The sequence below is a fragment of the Microbispora triticiradicis genome (genome assembly GCF_005864065.1).
Classification (GTDB): Bacteria; Actinomycetota; Actinomycetes; order Streptosporangiales; family Streptosporangiaceae; genus Microbispora; species Microbispora triticiradicis.
The window spans coordinates 93,160-114,434 of record NZ_VANP01000012.1; the positions used below are offsets into that span (position 1 = coordinate 93,160).

Below are 21,275 nucleotides of genomic sequence, written 5' to 3' on the forward strand. Positions count from 1 at the left end.
AGTTCTCGTCGTGGACGAACTCCTCACCGCACTGGCCGACCCGGCCCGGTGGCGGCTCGTGAGCCTGCTGGCCGAGCGGCCCCGGCCGGTCGGCGTCCTGGCCGAGCTGGCCGGGGCACGTCAGCCGCAGACCACCAAGCACCTGCAGGCCCTGGAGCGCGCCGGGCTCGTCGTGTCCCAGCGCAGCGGCCAGCGCCGGATCTACGCGCTCCGGTCCGAGCCTCTGCGGGAACTGGCGGCCGCGCTCGGCCGCCTGGCCGACACCGCGGACCGGGCCGGCGGCCCGCGCGAGACCTACGATCGGTACGGGCTCAGTCTCCGCACGGAGCGGCTCGCCGCCGACGAGCCGGGGTGGGCCGACGGCCGCTCGTTCGGGTTCCACCGGTCACTGGCCGGCAGTCCCGAACTGGTCTGGCGCCACCTGACCGAGGCCTCCCTTCTCGCCCGCTGGTGGACCCCTGACGACCTGCGCGTCTCCGAACTCGTCTTCGAGGCGCGGCCGGGCGGGCGGATCGTCCAGGAGTACCGCGACGCCGAGGACGCCGGCGGGTCTGACGTGGTCGCCGGGCGTGCCGTGGGGGTCGTGGACGAGGTGCGGCCCGGTGAACGCCTCGCCTACCGGCTCCGCCCGCTGCTCCCCGGCGGCGGCACCGCCTTCACCGCGCACCTCGATCTCGACCTGACGCCCACCCCGGCCGGCACCGACCTCGACGTCCGGTTCCGGATCGCCGACAGCACCGTCGACTCCGCGGACTTCGTCGCGGGCGTCGAGATCGGCTTCGGCCAGAGCCTCGACCGGCTCGCGGCGATCCTCGCCGCCGATCCGCACGACACCGACACACCCATTCACGAAGCAGAATCAAGGAGCACGACGTGACCATCACGACCCCCACCGGCCGCAAGGTGACCGCGAACCTGAGCATCACTCTCGACGGGCGCTACCACGGTCCCGGAGGGCCCGGCGACTTCGCCGCGTTCGCCCCCTACGTGGTCACCGAGGTCGCGCGGGACCACATGAACCGCATGTGGCAGGGCGCGACGACGGCGCTGCTCGGCCGGGTCAACGCCGAGGGATTCATGGGCTACTGGCCGTCGGTCGCCGAGAACGACGACGCCGATCCACGTGACCGCGGATACGCCAAGTGGCTGGTCGGCGCCGAGAAGGTGGTTCTGTCGACCACCCTGACCGAGGCGCCGTGGGAGCGTACCCGCGTGGTGAACGCCCCCGCGGCCGAGGTCGTCGCCGATCTCAAGGCCACCGGCGAGGGCGACATCCTCGTCAACAGCAGCGCGAGTGTCATCAAGGCGCTCCTGGCCGCGGACCTCGTCGACCGGCTCCACCTCATGATCCTCCCCGAGATCGCCGGAGGCGGGCAGCGGCTGTTCGACGACGGCCTGCCGGCCACGAAGTGGACGCTCGCCCACCAGGAGACCGGCGAACTCGGCGAGATGGCCATGGTCTACGACCGGCTCCGCTGAGCCGGAACGATCAGGACCGGGCCGGCAAACGTCACGGTCGCCTCCGGGGCCCCTCCGTCGCGCCCCGGAGTGAGCCTGGTCGCTACCCTGGCACCGGTGCCCAGGGGCCCGTGACGGTCACCAGGAAGGCCGGCATATGAAGATCGCTGTCATCGGCGGAACCGGGCTCATCGGCTCCCGCGTGGTCGGGATCCTGAACGCGCACGGGCACGAGGCGGTGCCGCACTCGACGTCGACGGGTGTGGACCTGCTCACCGGAGAGGGCCTCGCCGAGGCGCTGACGGACGCCGCGGTCGTCGTCAACCTGACGAAGCCGCGGACCTTCGACGACGCGTCCCCCGCGTTCTTCCGCACGACGATGGGCAACCTGCTGACCGCCGCAGAGGCGGCCGGCGTCGGCCACGCGGTCGTCCTGTCGATCGTGGGCGCCGACCGGGTGCCCGGCTCGGTCTACTACCGGGCGAAGGTGCTGCAGGAGGACCTCCTCAAGGCCGGCCCCGTGCCGTACTCGATCGTGCGTGCCACGCAGTTCTTCGAGTTCATCGAGACGGTGATGTCCTGGACCTCCGACGAGCACGCCGTCCGCCTGCCCGCCGTCCTCATGCAGCCCATCGCCGCGGACGACGTCGCGCGGGCTGTGGCCGACGTCAGCGTGGGCGTCCCGCTGCGCGGCACCCTGGACATCGCCGGGCCCGAGGTCTTCGCGCTCGACGAGCTGGGCAGGATCACCCTCGCCGCCCGCGGCGACCACCGCGCCGTCGTCACCGACGACGGGGCGGGCCTGTACGCCGCCGCCTCGGGCGACGCCCTCGTCGCCGGGGAGGGCGCCGTCATCGCCGGGACCACCTATCGGGAGTGGCTCGCGCGCTGACCGGGCCGCGCCCCGGCCGCAGGCGCATCACCGCCCGTGCCGGCTCCGCGAGGGTCCGTACCTCCGGCCGCGGGCAGGCGGCCCGCACCACGTCGTCACAGATCCGAGCGCCGCCCTGTCTTCGAGACGGCCCCCACGTCGCGAAGTGACAGGAGAACGACCTTGCCGTCAGCAGGCACCACGATCCGGATCCGGGTCCGGATGAGCGCTCGCGCCGTCGACGAGCCGCACCGCGCCGCGAGCCAGCTCGAGCTGCTGTTCGACCTCACCTTCGTGGTCGCGGTGGCGGCCGTCACCGCCCAGTTCGCGCACGAGATCGCCGCCGGGCACGGCCTGGCCGGTGTGGTGCCGTTCCTTCAGGTGTTCTTCGCGATCTGGTGGGCGTGGATGAACTTCACGTGGTTCGCCTCGTCCTACGACACCGACGACGTCGCCTACCGGCTGCTGACCATGGTGCAGATGGCCGGTGTGCTGATCCTCGCCGCCGGCGTGCCCGCCGCGGGGAGCCGCTCCGACTACGGGGTCATCACGCTCGGCTACCTCGTCATGAGGATCGGGCTCGTCGCCCAGTGGCTGCGGGCCGGTCTGGAAGACCCGGAGAGGCGCCGCACCGCGCTCCGCTACGCCGGCGGCATCACCGCCCTGCAGGCGGGCTGGCTGGCGCGACTCGTCCTCGTGGAGACGGGAGTCCTGCCCTCGTGGTCCGGCCTGCCGTTCTTCGTCTGCCTGGCCGCCCTGGAACTCGCGGTGCCGTGGTGGGCCGAGCGGGTCAGGGCCACCAACTGGCACCCACACCACATCGCCGAGCGCTACGGCCTGTTCACGATCATCCTGCTCGGTGAGAGCGTGCTGGCCGCGAGCAGAGGGGTCGGAGGAGCGCTCGAGGCGGGCGAGGTCGGCGGTCCCTTCCTCGTGATCGCCGGCGCCGGTCTCGTCCTGCTGTTCGCCCTGTGGTGGCTGTACTTCCTCGGCCCGGCTGGGGACGGTCTCACCGACCGCCGTCACCGGTCCTACCTGTGGGGGTACGGCCACTACGGCATATTCGCCGCCCTGGCCGCCCTCGGTGCCGGGCTCGAAGTGGCGGTGGAGTGGAACGGGCACGACGGCGCGGCGTCGCCGACGGCGCTCGGCTACGCGGTCGCCGTTCCGGTGGGTCTGTATCTCGCCCTGCTGCTGGCGGTACACGTGCTCGTCGTCGCGGAGCCCGTCATCCTGCCCGCCGTGGTGCTGGGGTGCGCCGCCGTCGTCCTGTCGCTGCCGCTCGCGGCGCCCTGGATCGGCGTGGCCGCCGTGGTCGCCGCGATCGCGGCCGTCTGCGTGCTGCTGGTCGCCGTCACGATCTGGACGGCCGCCGGGGCACGTCGTGGGAACCGCGGTGAGCCGGTCCCTTTCCCGTGACGTACGCCACGCCCAGAAGAATTCCGCGGCGGCCGTCACAAGCCGGGAGGCTGTCCGGTCCTAGCTGGCGACCGGGGTCGCGACGAGGTGGCCCGGCGTACGGAAAGGGAACGGCATGAAGATCGTGGTGATCGGCGGGACCGGCCTGATCGGCTCGAAGCTGGTGGCGAAGCTGACCGAGCACGGCCACGAGGCGGTGGCCGCGTCGCCGAACACCGGCGTCAACACGCTGACCGGCGAGGGACTCGCCGAGGTGCTGACGGGCGCGCAGGTGGTCGTCGACGTCTCGAACTCCCCGTCGTTCGAGCGGGCCGCCGTACTGAAGTTCTTCGAGACCTCCACGGGCAACCTGCTCGCGGCGGAGGCGGAGGCGGGCGTGGGTCACCACGTCGCGGTGTCGATCGTGGGAACGGAACGGATGCCGGACAACGGCTACTTCGCCGCGAAGATCGCGCAGGAGCAGCTGATCGAGAAGTCGGGGATCCCGTTCTCGCTCGTACACTCGACCCAGTTCTTCGAGTTCGCCCGGGGCATCGCCGACGAGGGCACGGTGGACGGCAAGGTGCACATGGCGCCCGTGCTCTTCCAGCCCATCGCGGGCGACGACGTCGCCAAGGCGGTCGGCCGGACCGCGGTGGGGTCGCCGCTGAACGGCAGGGTGGAGATCGCCGGGCCCGAGCGGCTCCGGATGGACGAGTTCTTCCGCCAGGCGCTCGCCGCCTGGGGCGACCCGCGCGAGGTGGTGACCGACCCGCACGCGCGTTACTTCGGCAGTGAGCTGAGCGAGCAGTCGCTGGTGCCGATCGACGAGGCCACCCTCGGCACGATCCGTTACCTGGACTGGCTCGGCAGCACCGGAAAGTAGACCACGGCGGACGGCGCCGGCCCCCACTACGGGAGGCCGGCACGGGACGCCGGTGCGGGAGGCCGGGCCCGCCTGGGTGCCGGCCGCCCGCCGGGGGCCGCTTCGCGCCCGGCCGGATCACACGGCCGGACGACACGGGGATGACACGACCGGATCACGCGCCAGGACATGCGTACGGAGGAATGATGAGTGCCCCGAGCGGCGAGAACGATTTCCTGCACGAGCTCCAGATCGAGGTCGAGGCGGAGGTCGTCGAGGTCGGGTGGAGCCGTCCCGAGGAGGCCGCCGGCCTGCCGGTCGCCGACTGGCTGTTCGACCCCGCGGACGCCGAACGCGAGGAGATCGCTTTGCGAGGTCTCCTCGACGCGGTCGAGGTGCTGGAGGACGGCGCCTGCCCGGGCGGTCCCGCCGACGACGGCCAGGCCGGTGTTCATTGGCAGCGTTGATCGGCAGGGTTGATTGTTGGGATGCACGGCGGAAAAGTAGGCTGCGCGCCGATTCGAGGTGCGGCGCCGGGGGCCGAGGCGTTCGCGGAACGCGCCCGGCGCGAGCTTCAGGCCACCGGCGAGACGGTACGCAGGCGCGCCACCGAGGCGCGCCCCACGCTCACCGCCCAGGATGCGCAGATCGCGCGACTGGCCGGCGAGGGGTTGACGAACCCCGAGATCGGCGCGCAGCTCTTCATCAGCCCGCACACCGTCGAATGGCACCTGCGGAAGATCTTCGCGAAGCTCGGCATCGCGTCCCGCAGGCAGATCAACGCCACGCCGCTCGACGGCGTGGGGGCCACGGACTGAGGCTCCGCGGTTCGATGATCTAGCATGGCCTGGCCTGGCCTGGCCCGGGCCGCCGCCCGCGTTCGTCGTCGTCGAGTGCGACATGCTGCGGCGAGGCGAGGCCTACGCCCGCAAGCTCGTCCAGGCGGGGGCCCCACCACCAGCGTCCGCTACAACGGCACGCTCTTCATGATGCTGAACCCGCTCCACGACACCCGCGCCGCGACCGTGCAGGCCGTCGCCGTCCTCAGGACCGCCCTGAACACCGGAAAGGCACCCGCATGAGCGAGCAGCCCGTCATCGTCCTGGTCCACGGCGCCTTCGCTGAGTCTGCCTCCTGGAACCGCGTCATCCGGCGCCTGCACGGTCACGGCCTGTCCGCCGTCGCCGCGGCCAACCCGCTGCGCGGTGTCGAGGGCGACGCCGCGTACGTGCGCGACGTGATCGCCGGCCTCGGCCGCCCGGTCGTCCTGGTCGGCCACTCGTACGGCGGCATGGTCGTCACCCAGGCCGCGGCCGGTCACCCGGCCGTACGCGCCCTGGTCTACGTCGCGGCCTTCGCCCCCGAGCCCGGCGAGAGCGCGTTCCTGCTGACCGGCAGGTTCGAGGGCAGCACCCTGGGCACGGCGCTGGAGGCCTACCCGGTCGTCTCCGGCGGCAACGAGTTCCGCATCGCGGCGGACAGGTTCCACCACCAGTTCTGCGCCGACCTCGACGCCGGCGAGGCCGCCCTGATGGCGGCGACCCAGCGGCCGGTGACCGAGCGGGCGCTGACCGGCGCGCTGACGGCGGACGAGCCCGCCTGGCGCACCATTCCGTCCTGGTTCGTCCACGGCGAGCGCGATCTCAGCATCCCGGCCGCGGCGCTGCGCTTCATGGCCGAGCGCGCCGGCGCCCGCAGGACCAGGGAGATCGCGGGCGCGTCACACGCGGTCGCCGCGTCGCAGCCCGACGCCGTGACCGCCGTCATCCGCGACGCCGCCGGCCACGCGCGGCGTTGAGGCTCCGCCGGAGCGCCTGAACCGCACCCGGTCTCCACTCACCGTGGAGACCGGGCTGCAGACGCCGCCACGAAAGGTCCAGGTGGCGCATGGCCGCCTCCCTCCGGCTCGAACTCCCGGGGGTCCCCGCCGAAGCCACCACGACGTCGCTGACGCTGCGGCATCGGCACCTTCCCGGCACGAGCCTGATCACGGAGAGACCTCCGGGGCTGTCACGAACGCGGCGGCTGTCCGGTCCTATCGGACGACCGGTCGCGCACCTGCGATCGACAATGGAGGTAGAGCTCTTATGACACATCCGGAACCACGGGGGACCATCGCCGTTCCCGGTCCGGCGGGGATCGACACGCTCGACAGTCTGCGTGAGCACCTGCAGTGGGCGGTCGAGCTGGAACACGCGACGCTGCCGTCGTACCTGTGCGCGCTGTACTCACTGCGGCCGGAGGACAATCCGGAGGCCGTGGAGGTGGTGGGCAGCGTCTTCGCCGAGGAGATGCTGCACCTGGCGCTGGCGGCGAACCTGCTCAACGCCGTCGGAGGCCGGCCGCGTCTCGACATGCCCGGGATGCTGCCGCCGTACCCTCGGCGGCTGCCCCACAGCGACCTGGAACTGTCGCTGCTCCCGTTCGGCCCGGAGGCCCTGGAGATGTTCCTGCGCCTGGAACGGCCGGCGCCGCCCGGCGCCCCGGCGCAGGGCGACGGCTACGAGACGATCGGGCAGTTCTACGAGGCGATCGAACAGGGACTGCGCCGGCTGTGCGAGCGGCTCGGCGAACAGGAGGTCTTCTGCGGCGACCCCGCCCGCCAGGTGAACGGCGGGCATTTCCGGCACACGACGGGCCGGCTGTTCGCGGTGGAGGATCTGGAGTCGGCGCTGGGGGCGCTGAAGGAGATCGTCGAAGAGGGCGAGGGCTCGGCCCGGGGCGAGGTCTGGGACGGGGACCAGGACGTCTTCCACCCCGACCGCGACGAGGTCGCGCACTACTACCGCTTCCAGGAACTCAAACTCGGCCGGCGCTACCGGCGGGGCGACACGCCGCAGTCCGGGCCGACCGGCGAGCCGATCTCCGTGGACCCGGCCGCCGTACGCCCGATGCGGCCCAACCCGCGGCTGTCCGACCACGCCCCGGGCAGCGTCGTCCGGACCGCGCAGGAGGAGTTCAACCGCACCTACTGCACCCTGCTGAACCAGCTGGAGCAGGCCTTCGACGGCCTGCCGAAGCTGCTCGGGGCCGCCGTCGGCACCATGTACACGCTCAGGGCCCAGGCCGACGCCCTGTTGCTGCTGCCGGACGCGGACGGCACCACCGCGGGCCCCACCTTCGAGTACGTGCCACCGGAGTCGCGCTCGTGAGCGTCCCGCTCCCGGTCATGCGTACGCGAGCGTCGGCGTGACCACGGCGGGGGCGGTGCCTGTCCCAAAAAAGCGGCAGTCCCGGCCGCGCGCCTCCCGGCCGGGACTGCCGCCGCACATGTCCGCGGCCGTCACACCGGTGGGGCTTGCGCGGCCCTCAACGGCAGGCCTGCCGTCTCTGCGCCGATGCGTGCGCGGCACCTTCGCCGAGCAGTAGTGCGGCGACCGCATCCGGAGCCTCGTGCATCGCGTCGTGGCCGGTCGGGAGGTCGTGGACCTGCCACGCGGGATCGGCTTGGAGCCGGGTGCGGAGTGCGGCGAACGGCGTCCGGTCCTCCCACCGCGAGCAGTAGACGAACTCCCGACGGGGGACCCGGCCGAACGCGCCCGTGAGCCGGATCGTCTGCAGGAACGAGGCGAGGGGATGGGGACGGCAGCGGGGATCGACGCCGTCCGGCGGCCGGACGGCGTAGCCGGTGGCCGCGGCGCCGGCCGCGAACGCCTCCCGGTAGCGCTCGGTCGTCGACGACCAGCACGACTCGCCGTCGCGCGGTACGTAGGCGTCGAGATGCACCAGTCGTGAGACCCGGCCGTCGGCGCGGTCGGCGGCGGCGGCGATCACCATCCCGCCGTAGCTGTGGCCGACCAGCGTCGCGCCGGTGACGCGGGCGCGATCGAGGAGGCGCAACACGTCGTCGGCGTGCGTGTCGAGGTTGGCGGCCGCGACCGTCGTGTCGTCGTCGTCCGGCCGCAGACCGGTCAGGGTCAGGGCGTGAACGGCATGACCGGCACCCTCCAGCAGCGGAACCACCTCCTCGAACGACCAGGAACCGTGCCAACCGCCGGGCACGAGGACGAACGTCGCCATGCGTTTCTCCTCCTCTCTCAAGCCGCGGCATCGAGCCACGCCGCCTCGATGACGTGTGGTCCGGCCGGGCGCTCCGCGCGGCCGGGGACCACTCCGCATGGAGGCGGTGTCACCGGATCACTATGCGGCCGGGCGCTGACAGGCCGCCAGCCGATGCCTCGTTCGCCGGCAACCCTGCCTGATCGCCGGTGCGATGTCACATACGCGGCCGCGCCGGAAGGACGGATCCGCCGCCGTTTACACAATCTTCATTTGCCCGATGGCGGGGCGTACCCCGCCTCCCGCGGCCCTGAGAGGCCTTTTGAGCAGGTACGACCGCACCTCGCGGAAGTCGTCGGCGAAGCCCGACAAAAAAGGTCAATTTGCATAACTACGACCTGCTATTTCCGGATTTATCGCCATTAGCGAATCTCCGAGCTGTCTGACTGCTCCGTTCGTGTCCAGCCCCCTCTCCTGGCCGGAGCAGCAGGCAGAAGGGGACGCTCGTGAGACGAGCCTTCGCCGCCCTCGCCACCGCCCTCGGCACCCTGTCCCTCCTCCTCACCCTGACCACCGGCCCCTCCCTCGCCACCCCGCCGAACATCCCGTCCGCGAGCACCGCCGCCTCCCGGCTGGCCTCGCTCACCGTGGCCGCCGAGTCGCACCAGTCGACCTACAACCGCGACCTCTTCCCGCACTGGATCACCGTCTCGGGCGCCTGCAACACCCGCGAGCAGGTGCTCAAGCGGGACGGCAGCGGCGTGGTGACCGACTCGAGCTGCGCCTCCGTGTCCGGAAGCTGGTACAGCCCGTACGACGGAGCGACCTGGCACGCGGCCTCCGACGTCGACATCGACCACATGGTCCCTCTCGCCGAGGCCTGGCGGTCCGGTGCGTGGGCCTGGACCACCGCCCAGCGCCAGGCGTACGCCAACGACCTCGGCGGTCCCGAACTGTGGGCCGTCACCGACAACGTCAACCAGGCCAAGGGCGACCAGGACCCCACCACCTGGAAGCCGTCCCTGACCTCCTTCTGGTGCACCTACGCCCGCGCGTGGATCCAGGTGAAGTGGTACTACGGCCTCACCCTGCAGAGCGGCGAGAAGTCCGCCCTGACCACCATGCTCGGCTACTGCTGACCCGCTCCCCCGCTGCGGCGGCGTGCCGCCGCCGCAGCGCCGGGCGGCGCATAAGTCGATGGCGGGGACGGGACCGGGTGTGGCACGGTGTGGACGTGTCTGAGCAGATCGCGCTGCCGCGCAGTGTGGACGAGGCGGTCGCCGCGGAGCAGGCGGGTCACGCCCTTCGCTACCTGTACTTCTGGGGTCACCGGCCCCCGCGCGACGGCGGCGTCGGCCCCGGCTGCCTGTCACAGTGGTGGCCGGTCGCCTTCACCGAGGACGGCCACGCCTTCGCCTCCGCCGAGCACTACATGATGGCGCACAAGGCCTGGCTGTTCGGCGACGACCAGACCGCCGGGAAGATCCTCGCCGCCGGTCACCCGAACGAGGCCAAGACCCTCGGCCGCGCCGTACGCGACTTCGACGAGCAGGTCTGGAACGCCCACCGGTTCGACATCGTGGTCCGCGGCAGCGTCGCGAAGTTCGGGCAGCACGCCGACCTGCGCCGCTTCCTCCTCGCGACCGCCGGCCGGGTGTTGGTGGAGGCCAGCCCGAACGACCGGATCTGGGGCATCGGCCTGACCGCCGGCGACGAACGCGCCGCCTCCCCCGCCACCTGGCAGGGCCTCAACCTGCTCGGCTTCGCCCTGATGACCGCCCGCGCCATCCTCGCGACCGAGCCCTGACCGCCGGCTCCTGCCCTCAGGCCACCTCTGGCTGCCGGAACCCCGTCATCCCTCGCCCTCCTCGGCCGGTGGTGGGGGAAACGGAGCATTGAACACGAGACCGGATACCCGTCCCGCCTGCACCACCGGCCCGTATCGCACGTCTCCACTGATGAGGTTGAACACGTTGCTCGCCTCCCCCGTCCCCGGCGTGGTGTCCAGTGCCTCCGACAACCGCCTAAGGTCTTCCGCCAGAGCAGGGTACGCCTCGATCAGACGGCACAGCCGGGCCCGCCACATCTCTTCGACGCCGGCCATGAGCCTCCCGTCGTCGGCTTCGCGCGCGGTCAGCAGTTCCGCGCGCGACACGTCGAGGTCCAGGGCCATCTGCTTGGCGTTCTCCCCCCTGGCGAGCATGCGGACGACGCCTTCCTTCACCTTGACCCAGGAATCGGAGACCATCAGCCCGACCAGAGTCGCCGCTCCCGAACTCGCCAGTGCCACCAGTTCAGGCTCCACAGCCGGCCTCCTCAAGGCTTGTCGTCCGCGCGTGCCCTCGCGCGATCACTGGTCCGGCCCGTCGCTGGGCGGCTCGGACGGAGGGTCGAAGTCGCCGGTCACTGGGGGCTCCGACGGGTCGAACCGGCGCAGGAGAGCGTCGGCGGCCTCATGCCTGCCGTGCGCGTGCAGGACGTCCGCCACGTGCTTGGCGAGCAGGATCCGCTCGGGACTGTCCTGCTCGATGTCCATCACGCTCAGGAAGTTCCCGAAAAGGTCCGGTACGGTCCGGGGCGGAGGGGCGAAGCCGCCAGTCTCACCGTTGCTCGCGTACCCGGCGGACGCCGCCGTCGTCCCGTTGGCGGGCGTGGACAGCAGGTGGCGGAACGGCTCGGCGACATGCGTGTTGTTGGCGGCGGAGGAAAGCTGGGCGAGCAGGCCGATGTCCTGCACGGTCTTCTGGATGTGGTCGTCGTTCTTGGCGAGCCACCAGACCACAGCGCTGCCGGTGTCCTTCAGCACGCTCTCGCTGAGATAGGCGCGCCTGGTCTGCTCGTACCTCATCTCGTGCTCCCAGAGTGCGTTCTCCTTGCGCCTCGCCGCGAGCTTGGCGAGCCGGTCCTGGTCCTGGTCGGTGAGAGTGAGCGTGACGGAGTGCGCCATCGCCTGGATGGATCTCTTCGCGTCTGGTTCCATTCGGGCCAGTGCGCCGCTCAGCTCGTGCCGGACGAGTGAGGCGCGGCCGGGCGGCCTGCTTTCGGTGATCTCGCGGGCGCGTTCGAGGATCGAGTCGACCGCCAGAGCTTCGGGGTTGGCGAGTGATTCGTCGAACCGGGCGGCGATGGGCGACCAGCGGACCGTCGCGGAGAACACGAAGTCGTAGTCGCCCCAGGCGCTCGGCAGAGCGACATCGGTGATCTGCCGCTCCTCGCGCTCAATCGGCGTCACCGGAGGAGGTGGAGCGGGATGGTGCATCGGCTCCCGCGGCCGGAGCCACTCCTTCACCAGCCCCAACCACAGGGCCGCGAACAGTACGACGACGAGGAAACCGAGCCACAGGGGCCGGGGAGCGAACATGAACAAACCGGCGAAGATCAAGCCGGAGAAAACGGCGAAGTATGCGGTCAGGGTGGTGCGGCCAGAACTCATGGAACGGCCTTTCTAGCGGGGTCTACGCGACCTGGATGCCCAGGACGGCATTGATTTTCATGAGGAGGCGATCACGCAACCGCACGTCGCTCTCCTGCCATTCGGGCCGGGAACGCTCCAGCTGCCCGGCCATCGCGTACAGGGCGGACAGGATGGGCGGCCGCTGCCGGCCACCTTCGACGATCACGCCGATGAGCACGTCGGCCCACGGTCCGCTCTCGCCCGCCGCCTCAAGCCAGTGCCGGGCCCGTTGGGTCCAGACCTCCTCGCCACTCCGCTCGAAGACGACGCTCCAACCCACCGTCACCTGCTCGCGCATGACCGGCCGGGCCAACGGCGCCCGGGCACCGCCGTCTGTCGAGGTCAGTAGATCCGGGTCGGCCAGATCCAGGAACAGGCCAGCGTCGGCCCCATAACGGTTGTCCTGAGCGAACTGGTCGTTGAGCCGGCTGAACATCAGGCGCAGTAGCCGCCGATCCGCACGCACCAGTTCGAGGAGCGCCTCACGGGCTTGCGTGGTCCCGGTCTCGCGCCTGGCCCGGTGATGAAGGCGGACCACAGCCTCGTAAGGATGACGCACGGCCATCACCTCGGAGCACACGGTGACGATTACTTCGGCGAGCGTCTCGGACAGCGCTCCATGTCTGGACCATTCGTAAATCGCATGGCGGAAGAACCTGCCCTGCCACTGGTCCTGTAGCCCTCTGGTCAGTACCTGCGCCGCCGCACGCCTTCCCGCACTGTTCAGCGGCTTCGCCGTCCACCCATCGATCAGGGAGATGAGCACGCCGCGATAGCGCTCTTGCAGGCACAACTCGGTGAACCGGTCCACCAGGTCGTCGCGGTCGTCCTGGTGCACTCCCTGGGAGACAGCCGTGCGGCGCACCCATTCGCACAGGCTCGCCCGTAGGTCCGGGAGGTGGGTCCAGAAGTGCCGACGAACCGCCGCGTCATATCCGAGATCTGTGAAGTGCACCCGGCCGTCGTCGCCGCGCACGGCGCGGATCTCACGAAACTGCGAGCCGAGGCCCTCATGCTGCAACGGTGGAAGGTCCTCAAGCGGGTGCTTGGCCTCGTGAAGAAGCGTGGAGGCCGCTTCGTGGATCACATCCGCATGTGCTCCGTGCAGCATGGCGGTGGCGAGCAACAACGCGCGTTGCCGCCCTTCCGGCAGCTTGCGCATATTGGTGACGACCTGTTTGTCTCTGACGTATAGAGCGGCGTATGCCTCCTGGCACCAGGATGTGAAGTTGCCCGCACCGCCGGCTCGCTTCCTCAGCCCGACCACGAGCAGAGCAAAGTGGGCGACGTCCTCCATTCGAGGTCGCGTGCTGAGGAACCGGTCGACGGCAGGGCTGGCAGAACGTGCCTCGTCCCAGGTGAAGCCGTCCTGCAGCAAATACCTCCGCAGCACCTGCAGCTCCGCCGGGCGAACGATCTCCACCCGATATTGTTCGAGCGTCGGCTGCAGCCGCTCGGCTCTGTCGTGCGGGAGCACGACGACGAGTCGCGCCCCGTGTTCGCGCACCTCTGCGTGCGCGTCGAGGAGTTCCCGGTGGGCACGTGCCCAGTACCGTTCGTCGGCCGCCGACAGGTCGAGCAACAGCAGGTCGCCGTCGACGACGGCGTCACACGCCAGCAGGCGTCTGTCCCTGCTGTTCTCGCCATCCTCGTCGTTGAGCGGCATCTCCCGGAACGTCATCTCGCCCCAGCGCAACTCGTGCAGAAGCATCTGCGCGGCCGCCAAGCGGCCGCCACCCGGCGCTCCGTCGAGCAGGACGATCCAGGACGAGTCGAGAATCTCCCGCGCCTCGCCGAATCCCGATGGAGGGACAAAACGCCTGTCCAGCCACAGGAGATGATCCGCCGCGAACCCTCTGTAGGACCTGTCCTCACCGGCCTGCTGAGGCGGCGGCAGGAAATTGAAGATAGGGGCCGTTCCCGTGCTTATCTGAGCGAAGCGGCTGAGGATGAGAGAGGAGAACTCGTCACTCAACGGTCGTCGTCCTCGTTTTTGCCTTGGCCGTCAAACCGCTGGTGGATACCGCCGTTGTTCACTCCGTCGATGAACGTCGCGCCCGGCCCGGAGAAGTGCTGGTTGTACATGTTGCCCTTGCCCAGGTGGAACTGCCCATAGTCACCCTTGATGACATTACCGATGTCACCGGTGATATCCCTGCCCTGGACGTTCGTCCCGCCGGACACGTTCCCCATCTGATTGCGCACGGCGCTCTGGGATTCGGGGGCGGTGCGATCCCGGAGCGTGGGCACCAACTCCGTCAGCCTCTTCGCAATCTTGGTCAGGCCCGGCTCCGGGTCCTTCATGTCCAGTCGTACGAACTGGCGATCGGCGAGCTGTCCGAGTTCCTTGGGGAGATCCGCCGCTTTGAGCCGTGCGGTTCCCGCGCCTTCGAGCACGGGAATGACGGATATTCCGCAGTCGAACGCCTCCAGGATCTCCCTGCGAACCCAGTCGTTCTCGTCATGCAGTGCTGGGTAGTTCGTCCAGTTGGGTCCGATGACGGCCAGCAGGACCGCGCTCCGCCGCACGTTGTGGAGGAGTTCCTCCTGGTAGCGTGTACCGGGCGGGATGGACTTGAACGCACGGAAGGCCGCCTCGTCTCCAAAGCGGTGGGACAGTTCTCTTTCGATGAACGTGGCGGTTTTGTCGCCGTCCCCGTTGCGATAGTTGACGAAGACGTCGGGCATGGCAGCTTGCTCCTTCTTCATAAGGCGACGATGCGCAGTGCCGCGCTGAGCTCGGGTGACAGATCACGCACCGCCGGGTTCTTGGGGTAGCGGTTCAGCATGCGGGCGAGTGTTCGCAGGTCGGAGGTGATGGTGGCGGAACCCACGGTGACAAGGTCGCCGAGCAGGTCACGCGTCAGCGCACACGCGTGGTCCACCTCACCGGCAGCGGCGTACGCGAGAGCGCGGCGCACCCCGAATCGCACCCGGGCCCGGACGGCCTGGGGGGCGAGCCGTCCCAGTTCCCGGTCGAGGAGTGCGGCGGCCTCGTCCGGACGTCCCAGGTCGTACAGGCACCATCCCGTGATCATCGCGACAGGATCGGGCAGGTTCGTCGTGCCGATCGCCGGCTCGTCTTGATCGGCTTTTTCCATCGCGAGAAGGCTCCGGGAACGGTCCAGAGCACTCATGCAGGCGTCGTAGTCACAGGCGATCGCGTGGCCCTGGGCCTCCCGCTGCGCGGCGAGCCCTCTGATCCGAGGCGGAGTCCCGCCCGTCTGCGCCTGCCGGGCCAGCCCGACGGTCTGCGCGGCGTCCTGTCGATACATGGTGATCAGCGCCCTTCGCACCAGCCCGTACGAGGCGAGATGCCGGTCACCGCCCGCGGTCGCCAGTTCGACGGCGAGCCTCGTCCACCAAAGCGCGCCCTCGTCGTTTCCGCTCTCCTGCACGAGCCACCCCGCGTACTCCGCGTACCGGGAGCCAAGCCTCAGCAGGCCTCGGCGGACACGGGGGGCGGCTTCGGCGGCCACTTCCCTGAGCGTGTGCGTCTGCGCGACAAGCGCGGGAAGCACGACTGTGGGGTGAGCGATCTGACCCAGCCGCCGGTACTGGTCGAACAACGCCCGGGATGCTTCGAGCACGGACTCGCTCCCGGTGCCGAGCGCGGCCTTGGCACCCGAGGAGCCTCCTGTGACACCGATGCCCATGCCTGCCACGGACATCGCACCGAGGCTGAGCACCTGCCTTCGCCCAATGGGCTGGAACCAGCTCTGCCCGTCCAAGGACAATCGCATCAGCCACACCTCCTTCTTGTCGGCGTCGTCCGTCGTCGTCAGGTCCGCAGGCGGATCGGAGCTCACGGGCACGAGCCGGGCCAGCGCGCCTCCGGCGCCGAGTTTGACGTCGCAGAGGCGGACCAGGTCACGACTCGGCGCCTTGAGCCCGCGCTCGACCTTGCTGAGCTGGCCCTTGCTGTAGTGGACCAACTTCGCCAGATCGGTCAGCGACAGATTCGAACTGATTCGTAGTCTCCGAAGTTCCTGCCCGAAATGGATCGGCTGCTGCACCGCGTGAACCTCCATCACTCCGCCGGACAGCCGCCGCTGTAAGACTGCGCCAGCCGGACCGTCCGGACAAGGCCGATATCGGTGTTTCCCGTTTCCACCTTCGCAGGCGACAGGAAACGGTGCCACACCTCACCCATTGGCGATTGGTTGAGTTGCTTCTTACTCCTACTAGTCACTCGGACACCGTAAATCCGTCATTGAAGTACCATCTACATCAGACCGGTCGCGATCCGTGAATCGCGTTGAATTCACCGATGAAGGCGAATGTCCCAGGCGACGGCAACCGCGGTCGGGGCGAGTATCAGAGGGCGATCCCATCGAGCCCCGGCGCAGGGGCGGCGGATCGGCGACCTAGGATCGGGGCATGCCCTTGACCGCGAGTGACGTCGACCGGTTCGAGGCGGCCAGGCCGCGCCTGGAGGCCATCGCCTACCGGCTTCTCGGCTCCGCCGGGGAGGCCGAGGACGCCGTACAGGAGACGTTCCTGCGCTGGCAGGCCGCCGACGTCGACCGCGTCGAGGTTCCCGAGGCCTGGCTGACGAAGGTCCTCACCAACCTGTGCCTCAACCTGCTCACCTCCGCGCGGGCGCGCCGCGAGACCTATGTGGGCCAGTGGCTGCCGGAGCCGCTGCTCGCCGGAGACCCGATGCTCGGCCCGGCCGACACCGCCGAGCAGCGCGAGTCGGTCTCGTACGCGGTCCTCACCCTCATGGAGCGCCTCTCCCCCAGCGAGCGGGCCGTGTACGTGCTGCGGGAGGCCTTCGGCTACCCGCACCGGGACATCGCCGAGATCCTCGACATCACCGAGGCCGCCAGCCAGCAGATCTTCCACCGCGCCAGGAAGCACGTCGCGGACGGCAGGGCCCGCGCCGAGATCGACCAGGCCGCCGCCCGGCGGATCGTCGAGGAGTTCCTCGTGGCCGCCGCCAGCGGCCGGATCGAGCCGCTCGTACATCTGCTCACCGAGGACGCCGTCTCGATCGGCGACGGCGGCGGGAAGGTCCCCGCCCGCGCCAAGGCGTTCGAGGGCGCCATCGCGGTCGCGAAGTTCCTCCGGGGCCTGTTCAGACCCGGCGAGGCCAAGCGCGCCTTCGCCGGCGGCGCGCCCGAACTCTACGCGTCGACCGCCAACGGCGACCCCGCCGTCGTGGCCGTCGTGAACGGCCGGGTCGTCGGCGTCATGTGCCTGGAGGTCACCGCCGAGGGCATCGCCGCGTGCCGGAACCAGGTCAATCCGGACAAGCTCGAACGCGCCACGGCGCTCTGGGCGCTCGCCGACCACGGAAAGCCGCTGGCCACCGCCTTCTGAACCAGTGTGAGGTGCTTCACATCGCGGTCCTGTCAGCAAACGGCGCGCTGCCCGGTTCAAGGGGCAGATCACCACACGACAGGAGCAGGGACATGCAGCACCGCATCGTCGTCCTCGGCGCCGGATACGCCGGAGCCATCGCCGCCGGACGCCTCGCCAAGCGGCTCCGCCGCGAGGACGTCGCCATCACCCTCGTCAACGCCGAGCCCGACTTCGTCGAACGCGTCCGGATGCACCAGCTGGCGACCGGCCAGCGCCTCAAGCCCCGGCCGTTCGCCGAGATGTTCGCGGGCACCGGCGTCGAGGTGAGGATCGCGAAGGTCACCGGCGTCGACGCCAACCGCAGGACCGTCGCCGTCACCGGCGCGGACGGCGACGGAGAACTCGCCTACGACACGCTCGTCTACGCCCTCGGCAGCGGCTGGAATCCCCAGGGCGTCCCGGGAACCGCCGAGCACGCGTACGAGATCGCCGGCCGTCCCGGCGCGCTGCGGCTGCGCGAGCGCCTGGCCCGCCTCGGCGCCGGGCAGACCGTGGTCGTCGTCGGCGGGGGCCTCACCGGTGTGGAGGCCGCGACCGAGATCGCCGAGGCGCGCCCGGACCTCCGCGTCGCCCTCGCCGCCCGAGACGGCCTCGGCGACTGGCTCTCGCCCAAGGGCCGCGAGCATCTGCGGAAGGTCTTCGGCAGGCTCGGGATCACCGTCCACGAGCACTTCACCGTCGGCTCCGTCGAGGCCGACCGCGTCGTCGCCGCCGACGGCACGGCCGTCCCGGCCGCGGTCACCGTGTGGGCCACCGGGTTCGCGGTCCACCCGATCGCGCAGGCGACCACCCTGGAGGTCAGCGAAACCGGACAGATCGTGGTCGACGGGACGCTGCGCTCGGTCTCGCACCCGGACGTGTACGCCGTCGGCGACGCGGCCATGGCGATGGGCCCCGGGAACAAGCCGCTGCGGATGTCGTGCGCCTCGGGCACCCCGAGCGCCTGGCAGGCGGCCGACGCGATCGCGGCTCGCCTGACCGGCGGCAAGCTTCCCCATGTGTCGATCCGCTACTTCAACCAGTGCGTCTCGCTGGGCCGCAAGGACGGTCTGATCCAGTTCGTCACCGCCGACGACCGAGCCGTGCCGGCGGCCCTGACCGGGCGGCTCGCCGCCCTCTACAAGGAACTCGTCTGCAAGAGCGCCGCCTGGGGCGTCGCCAACCCGACGCTCGGCATGCCGGCCCGGCGCCGCCCCGTCACCCACAAGCGGACCGCGGCGGGGTCTGCCCTCAGGGAACCGGCGTAGCGCGGCCTGGGGCGGCCGTCGCGTCCTCCGCGACCGAAACTCCGGAACATGACCGCTTCGAAGCTCACTCCCGTGGATGACACAGGGCGATTCGGCAGCACTACAAGTAAGCAAGCGAATCTGCGGCGGAGCCGTAAATCAGAAACATTCAGTCCGAAACTGGCACAAACGATGCCTATATGGCAATTGAGGCAATTAGTGCTTGAATAGTCGATAGATCGCGAGATGGCCTTCTCGTACACCGGCTGGACGCGGCACGGGGCCACATGATCGCGCGGGACGAGGTGTGCCGAGAGGAGGTCCGGAGGGGGCGACGTCCCGGAGGCACCGCGCGTCACGGCGGTCCGACGTTCGCCGCATCTGGGGTTTCGATGGAGAACGCGTCGTTCGGAGTCGCACTCCGGGATCTACGCAGGGAACGCGGCCTGTCGCTGGCGTCGCTCTCGGCGTTGACCCACTACAGCAAGGGCTACCTGAGCAGGATCGAGACGGGGGAACGCCCGCCGACGCCGCTGGTGGCCAGACGCTGTGACGAGGTGCTCCGGGCCGAGGGAGCCCTCGCCGGGCTGGTGCCGGCGCGCCGTCGGCACCAGGACGGCTTCCGGCGTCCGGCGCAGCTTCCGGCCGCTCCCCGCGCCTTCGCCGGCCGCGCGGCCGCCCTGGCCGAACTCGACGACGCCCGGCGGAGCCATCAGATGGTGGTCGTCTCCGGCCCGGCCGGCGTGGGCAAGACGGCGACGGCGCTGTACTGGTCCCACCGCGCCGCTCCCCGGTTTCCCGACGGGTGCCTGTTCGCGGATCTGCGCGGCTTCGATCCGACCGGCGCTCCCGCCGAGCCCGCCGAGGTGCTCGCCCGCTTCCTCCGCGACCTCGGCTGCTCCCCCGCGTCCATACCGGCCGGTCTGGAGCCGCGCGCGGCCCGGCTGCGCACCCTGCTGGACGGCAGGCGCGTCCTGATCGTCGTCGACAACGCGGCGACGTCCGACCAGGTGCGCCCGCTGATCCCGGGCTCGGCCGGATGCCGGCTGGTGGTGACCAGCCGCAGCCGGTTGTCCGGCCTGGTCGCCAGGGACGGCGCCGCACGCCTCGTGCTCGCGCCGCTGCCGGAGTACGAGGCGCTGACGCAGCTCGGGGAGGCCATCGGCGACCGTCGCGTCGCGGAGGAGCCCGAGGCCGCCGCGGAGATCGCCAGGAGGTGCGGTTATCTTCCGCTGGCGCTGCGCATCGCGGCCGAACGGGCGCAGGCACGGCCGTCGGTGCGGCTGGCGGCCCTCGCCACCGAGCTCGCGGTCACCCGCGAGCGGTTGAACCTGCTGGCCACCACCGAGGACGAGGCGACCACGGTCCGCTCGGTGTTCTCCTGGTCCTACCGGGCGCTGCCGCCGGACGCCGCCCGCATGTTCCGGCTGCTCGGCCTGCACCGCGGCGCCGACCTCGGGGTTCCGGCGGCCGCCGCGCTGGCCGGGACCGGCCGCTCCCAGGCGCAGCGCCTGCTGGAGGCGCTGGCCGCCGTCCACCTGCTGGAGGAGGCCGCCTCCGGGCGGTACCGCTTCCACGACCTGGTCCGGTTGTACGCCGCCGAGTGCGCCGAGGCCGACGAGTCCGCGGAGGACCGGTCCGCGGCCGTACGCCGGCTGCTCGGGTGGTATCTGCACACCGCGGACGCCGCCGGCCGCCGGATCGATCCCCTGCGCCGCCGCGCGGAGTCCGGCCCTCCCGGCGAGCAGCTGATCACGTTCGCCGGCTACGCCGAGGCGCTCGACTGGTTCGACGCCGAACGCGCCAACCTGGCCGCCGTCGTAAGGCACGCCGCCGGCACGGGCCACACCGTCCTCGCCTGGCGGCTGGCCGACGCCGGGGGGAGCTACTTCGTCCTGCGCAAGCCGTGGGCCGAGTGGGTCTCGGCGTATCAGGCCGGTCTGACCGCCGCACGGGACGGCAAGGACGAGGTGGGCGAGGCCTGGATGCTGGACGGTCTCGCCGCGGTCCACCGTGACCTGGGCAGTCTCGACGAGGCGCTGGAGTGCTGCGAGCAGGCTCTCGTGATCTGGCGGCGCGTGGGCGACCGCGCGGCCGAGTGCGCCTCCCTGAACGATCTCGGCGACATCTGCCGCACGTTCGGCCGTACAGCGACCGCGCTCGTCCGGTTGCGCGAGGCCCTCGCCCTGAGCCGTGAGATCGGCGGCGCGCGCGAGACGGCCACCGCGCTCGGCCGGATCGGCGAGACCTATCTGCGGATCGGTCAGATCGACCAGGCCCTCCGGTTCCTCTCCGACGCGCTCGCCGTGTTCACCAAGCTCGGTGACCGGAACGGCGAGGCGCGCGTGCTCGACACCATGGGCGTGGCCTACCAGACCCTCCGATGCGGCGACCGCGCCGTCGATCTCCTGCGCGCCGCGCTCCAGGTACGCCGTGAGCTGGGCGACCGGCACGGCGCGGCGACCACGCTGCTCCACCTCGGCGAGGTCTACCGCGACGTCCGCGAGGAGGCCCCCGCCCGGGTGGCGCTCCGTGAGGCGCTCACGATCTGCGAGGAGTCGGACGACCCGCGCGTCGGCCGGTTGCGGGAACTGCTCGGCGACCGTCGCGGGGACGCGCTGCCGTGACGCCCGCCCC

Annotated in this window: 20 protein-coding genes; 14 read left to right on the forward strand and 6 right to left on the reverse strand. The window is 70.8% G+C overall.

The genetic code is table 11. From position 1 onward, the window contains the following. Nucleotides 1–10: 10 nt before the first annotated feature. From FED44_RS26775 to FED44_RS26820, 9 genes are all read left to right on the forward strand, one after another. On the forward strand, nt 11–877 hold the full coding sequence (locus FED44_RS26775) for a metalloregulator ArsR/SmtB family transcription factor (protein WP_138462445.1): 867 nt from the start codon (nt 11–13) through the stop codon (nt 875–877). Next, nucleotides 874–1,479 carry a dihydrofolate reductase family protein gene (locus FED44_RS26780; RefSeq protein ID WP_244302295.1) on the forward strand — a complete coding sequence of 202 codons (606 nt, stop codon included), beginning with the start codon at nt 874–876 and terminating at the stop codon, nt 1,477–1,479. The genes FED44_RS26775 and FED44_RS26780 overlap by 4 nt, the downstream gene beginning before the upstream one ends. Before the next feature lie 136 nt (nt 1,480–1,615). Beyond that, nucleotides 1,616–2,350, forward strand: coding sequence for an SDR family oxidoreductase (locus tag FED44_RS26785; RefSeq protein ID WP_138462446.1), 735 nt, complete (start codon nt 1,616–1,618; stop codon nt 2,348–2,350). A 162-nt stretch (nt 2,351–2,512) separates the two neighbouring features. Beyond that, nucleotides 2,513–3,748 (forward strand): low temperature requirement protein A, encoded by a 1,236-nt coding sequence (locus tag FED44_RS26790; protein WP_208759191.1) that lies wholly within the window; start codon nt 2,513–2,515, stop codon nt 3,746–3,748. Between the two features lie 115 nt (nt 3,749–3,863). Then, complete coding sequence (locus tag FED44_RS26795; protein WP_138462447.1) at nt 3,864–4,613, forward strand: SDR family oxidoreductase; 750 nt, start codon at nt 3,864–3,866, stop codon at nt 4,611–4,613. A gap of 185 nt (nt 4,614–4,798) precedes the next feature. Further along, complete coding sequence (locus FED44_RS26800; protein ID WP_138462448.1) at nt 4,799–5,059, forward strand: hypothetical protein; 261 nt, start codon at nt 4,799–4,801, stop codon at nt 5,057–5,059. 21 nt (nt 5,060–5,080) lie between these two features. Further along, nucleotides 5,081–5,410, forward strand: coding sequence for a helix-turn-helix domain-containing protein (locus FED44_RS26805; protein ID WP_208759192.1), 330 nt, complete (start codon nt 5,081–5,083; stop codon nt 5,408–5,410). A 260-nt stretch (nt 5,411–5,670) separates the two neighbouring features. Beyond that, nucleotides 5,671–6,390 carry an alpha/beta fold hydrolase gene (locus FED44_RS26815; RefSeq protein ID WP_138462449.1) on the forward strand — a complete coding sequence of 240 codons (720 nt, stop codon included), beginning with the start codon at nt 5,671–5,673 and terminating at the stop codon, nt 6,388–6,390. 289 nt (nt 6,391–6,679) lie between these two features. Beyond that, nucleotides 6,680–7,744: a ferritin-like domain-containing protein gene (locus FED44_RS26820; protein WP_138462450.1), complete on the forward strand. Its 1,065-nt coding sequence runs from the start codon at nt 6,680–6,682 to the stop codon at nt 7,742–7,744. A gap of 157 nt (nt 7,745–7,901) precedes the next feature. Here the strand turns inward: FED44_RS26820 and FED44_RS26825 are convergent, their stop codons facing one another. Beyond that, nucleotides 7,902–8,612 carry an alpha/beta fold hydrolase gene (locus FED44_RS26825; RefSeq protein WP_138462451.1) on the reverse strand — a complete coding sequence of 237 codons (711 nt, stop codon included), beginning with the start codon at nt 8,610–8,612 and terminating at the stop codon, nt 7,902–7,904. 485 nt (nt 8,613–9,097) lie between these two features. Here FED44_RS26825 and FED44_RS26830 point away from each other — a divergent pair, with 485 nt between their 5' ends. Next, nucleotides 9,098–9,730, forward strand: coding sequence for an HNH endonuclease family protein (locus FED44_RS26830; protein WP_138462452.1), 633 nt, complete (start codon nt 9,098–9,100; stop codon nt 9,728–9,730). 89 nt (nt 9,731–9,819) lie between these two features. Next, nucleotides 9,820–10,398 (forward strand): NADAR family protein, encoded by a 579-nt coding sequence (locus FED44_RS26835; RefSeq protein ID WP_138462453.1) that lies wholly within the window; start codon nt 9,820–9,822, stop codon nt 10,396–10,398. 45 nt (nt 10,399–10,443) lie between these two features. Here the strand turns inward: FED44_RS26835 and FED44_RS26840 are convergent, their stop codons facing one another. The 5 genes from FED44_RS26840 to FED44_RS26860 are packed head-to-tail and all read right to left on the reverse strand — an operon-like array spanning nt 10,444 to nt 16,061. Continuing rightward, nucleotides 10,444–10,896 (reverse strand): hypothetical protein, encoded by a 453-nt coding sequence (locus tag FED44_RS26840; protein WP_138462454.1) that lies wholly within the window; start codon nt 10,894–10,896, stop codon nt 10,444–10,446. Nucleotides 10,897–10,941: 45 nt separating this feature from the next. Next, nucleotides 10,942–12,024, reverse strand: a complete 1,083-nt coding sequence (locus FED44_RS26845) for a hypothetical protein (protein ID WP_138462455.1) — start codon at nt 12,022–12,024, stop codon at nt 10,942–10,944. A 22-nt stretch (nt 12,025–12,046) separates the two neighbouring features. Then, on the reverse strand, nt 12,047–14,020 hold the full coding sequence (locus tag FED44_RS26850; protein ID WP_138462456.1) for a hypothetical protein: 1,974 nt from the start codon (nt 14,018–14,020) through the stop codon (nt 12,047–12,049). Next, nucleotides 14,017–14,754: a toll/interleukin-1 receptor domain-containing protein gene (locus FED44_RS26855; protein WP_208759193.1), complete on the reverse strand. Its 738-nt coding sequence runs from the start codon at nt 14,752–14,754 to the stop codon at nt 14,017–14,019. Before FED44_RS26855 ends, FED44_RS26850 begins: the two co-directional genes overlap by 4 nt. Then, nucleotides 14,751–16,061 (reverse strand): helix-turn-helix domain-containing protein, encoded by a 1,311-nt coding sequence (locus FED44_RS26860; protein WP_244302296.1) that lies wholly within the window; start codon nt 16,059–16,061, stop codon nt 14,751–14,753. Before FED44_RS26860 ends, FED44_RS26855 begins: the two co-directional genes overlap by 4 nt. A 364-nt stretch (nt 16,062–16,425) precedes the next feature. Between FED44_RS26860 and FED44_RS26865 the strand changes: the two genes are divergently transcribed. The 3 genes from FED44_RS26865 to FED44_RS26875 all read left to right on the forward strand — a co-directional run bounded on the left by FED44_RS26865 (nt 16,426) and on the right by FED44_RS26875 (nt 21,265). Then, the gene (locus FED44_RS26865) at nt 16,426–17,370 is read left to right on the forward strand and encodes an RNA polymerase sigma-70 factor (RefSeq protein WP_138462458.1); all 945 of its coding nucleotides are present in this window, start codon (nt 16,426–16,428) and stop codon (nt 17,368–17,370) included. A 92-nt stretch (nt 17,371–17,462) separates the two neighbouring features. Continuing rightward, nucleotides 17,463–18,659, forward strand: a complete 1,197-nt coding sequence (locus FED44_RS26870; RefSeq protein WP_138462459.1) for an NAD(P)/FAD-dependent oxidoreductase — start codon at nt 17,463–17,465, stop codon at nt 18,657–18,659. A gap of 371 nt (nt 18,660–19,030) precedes the next feature. Further along, nucleotides 19,031–21,265 (forward strand): ATP-binding protein, encoded by a 2,235-nt coding sequence (locus FED44_RS26875; RefSeq protein ID WP_167521603.1) that lies wholly within the window; start codon nt 19,031–19,033, stop codon nt 21,263–21,265. The last annotated feature ends 10 nt before the right edge of the window (nt 21,266–21,275 follow it).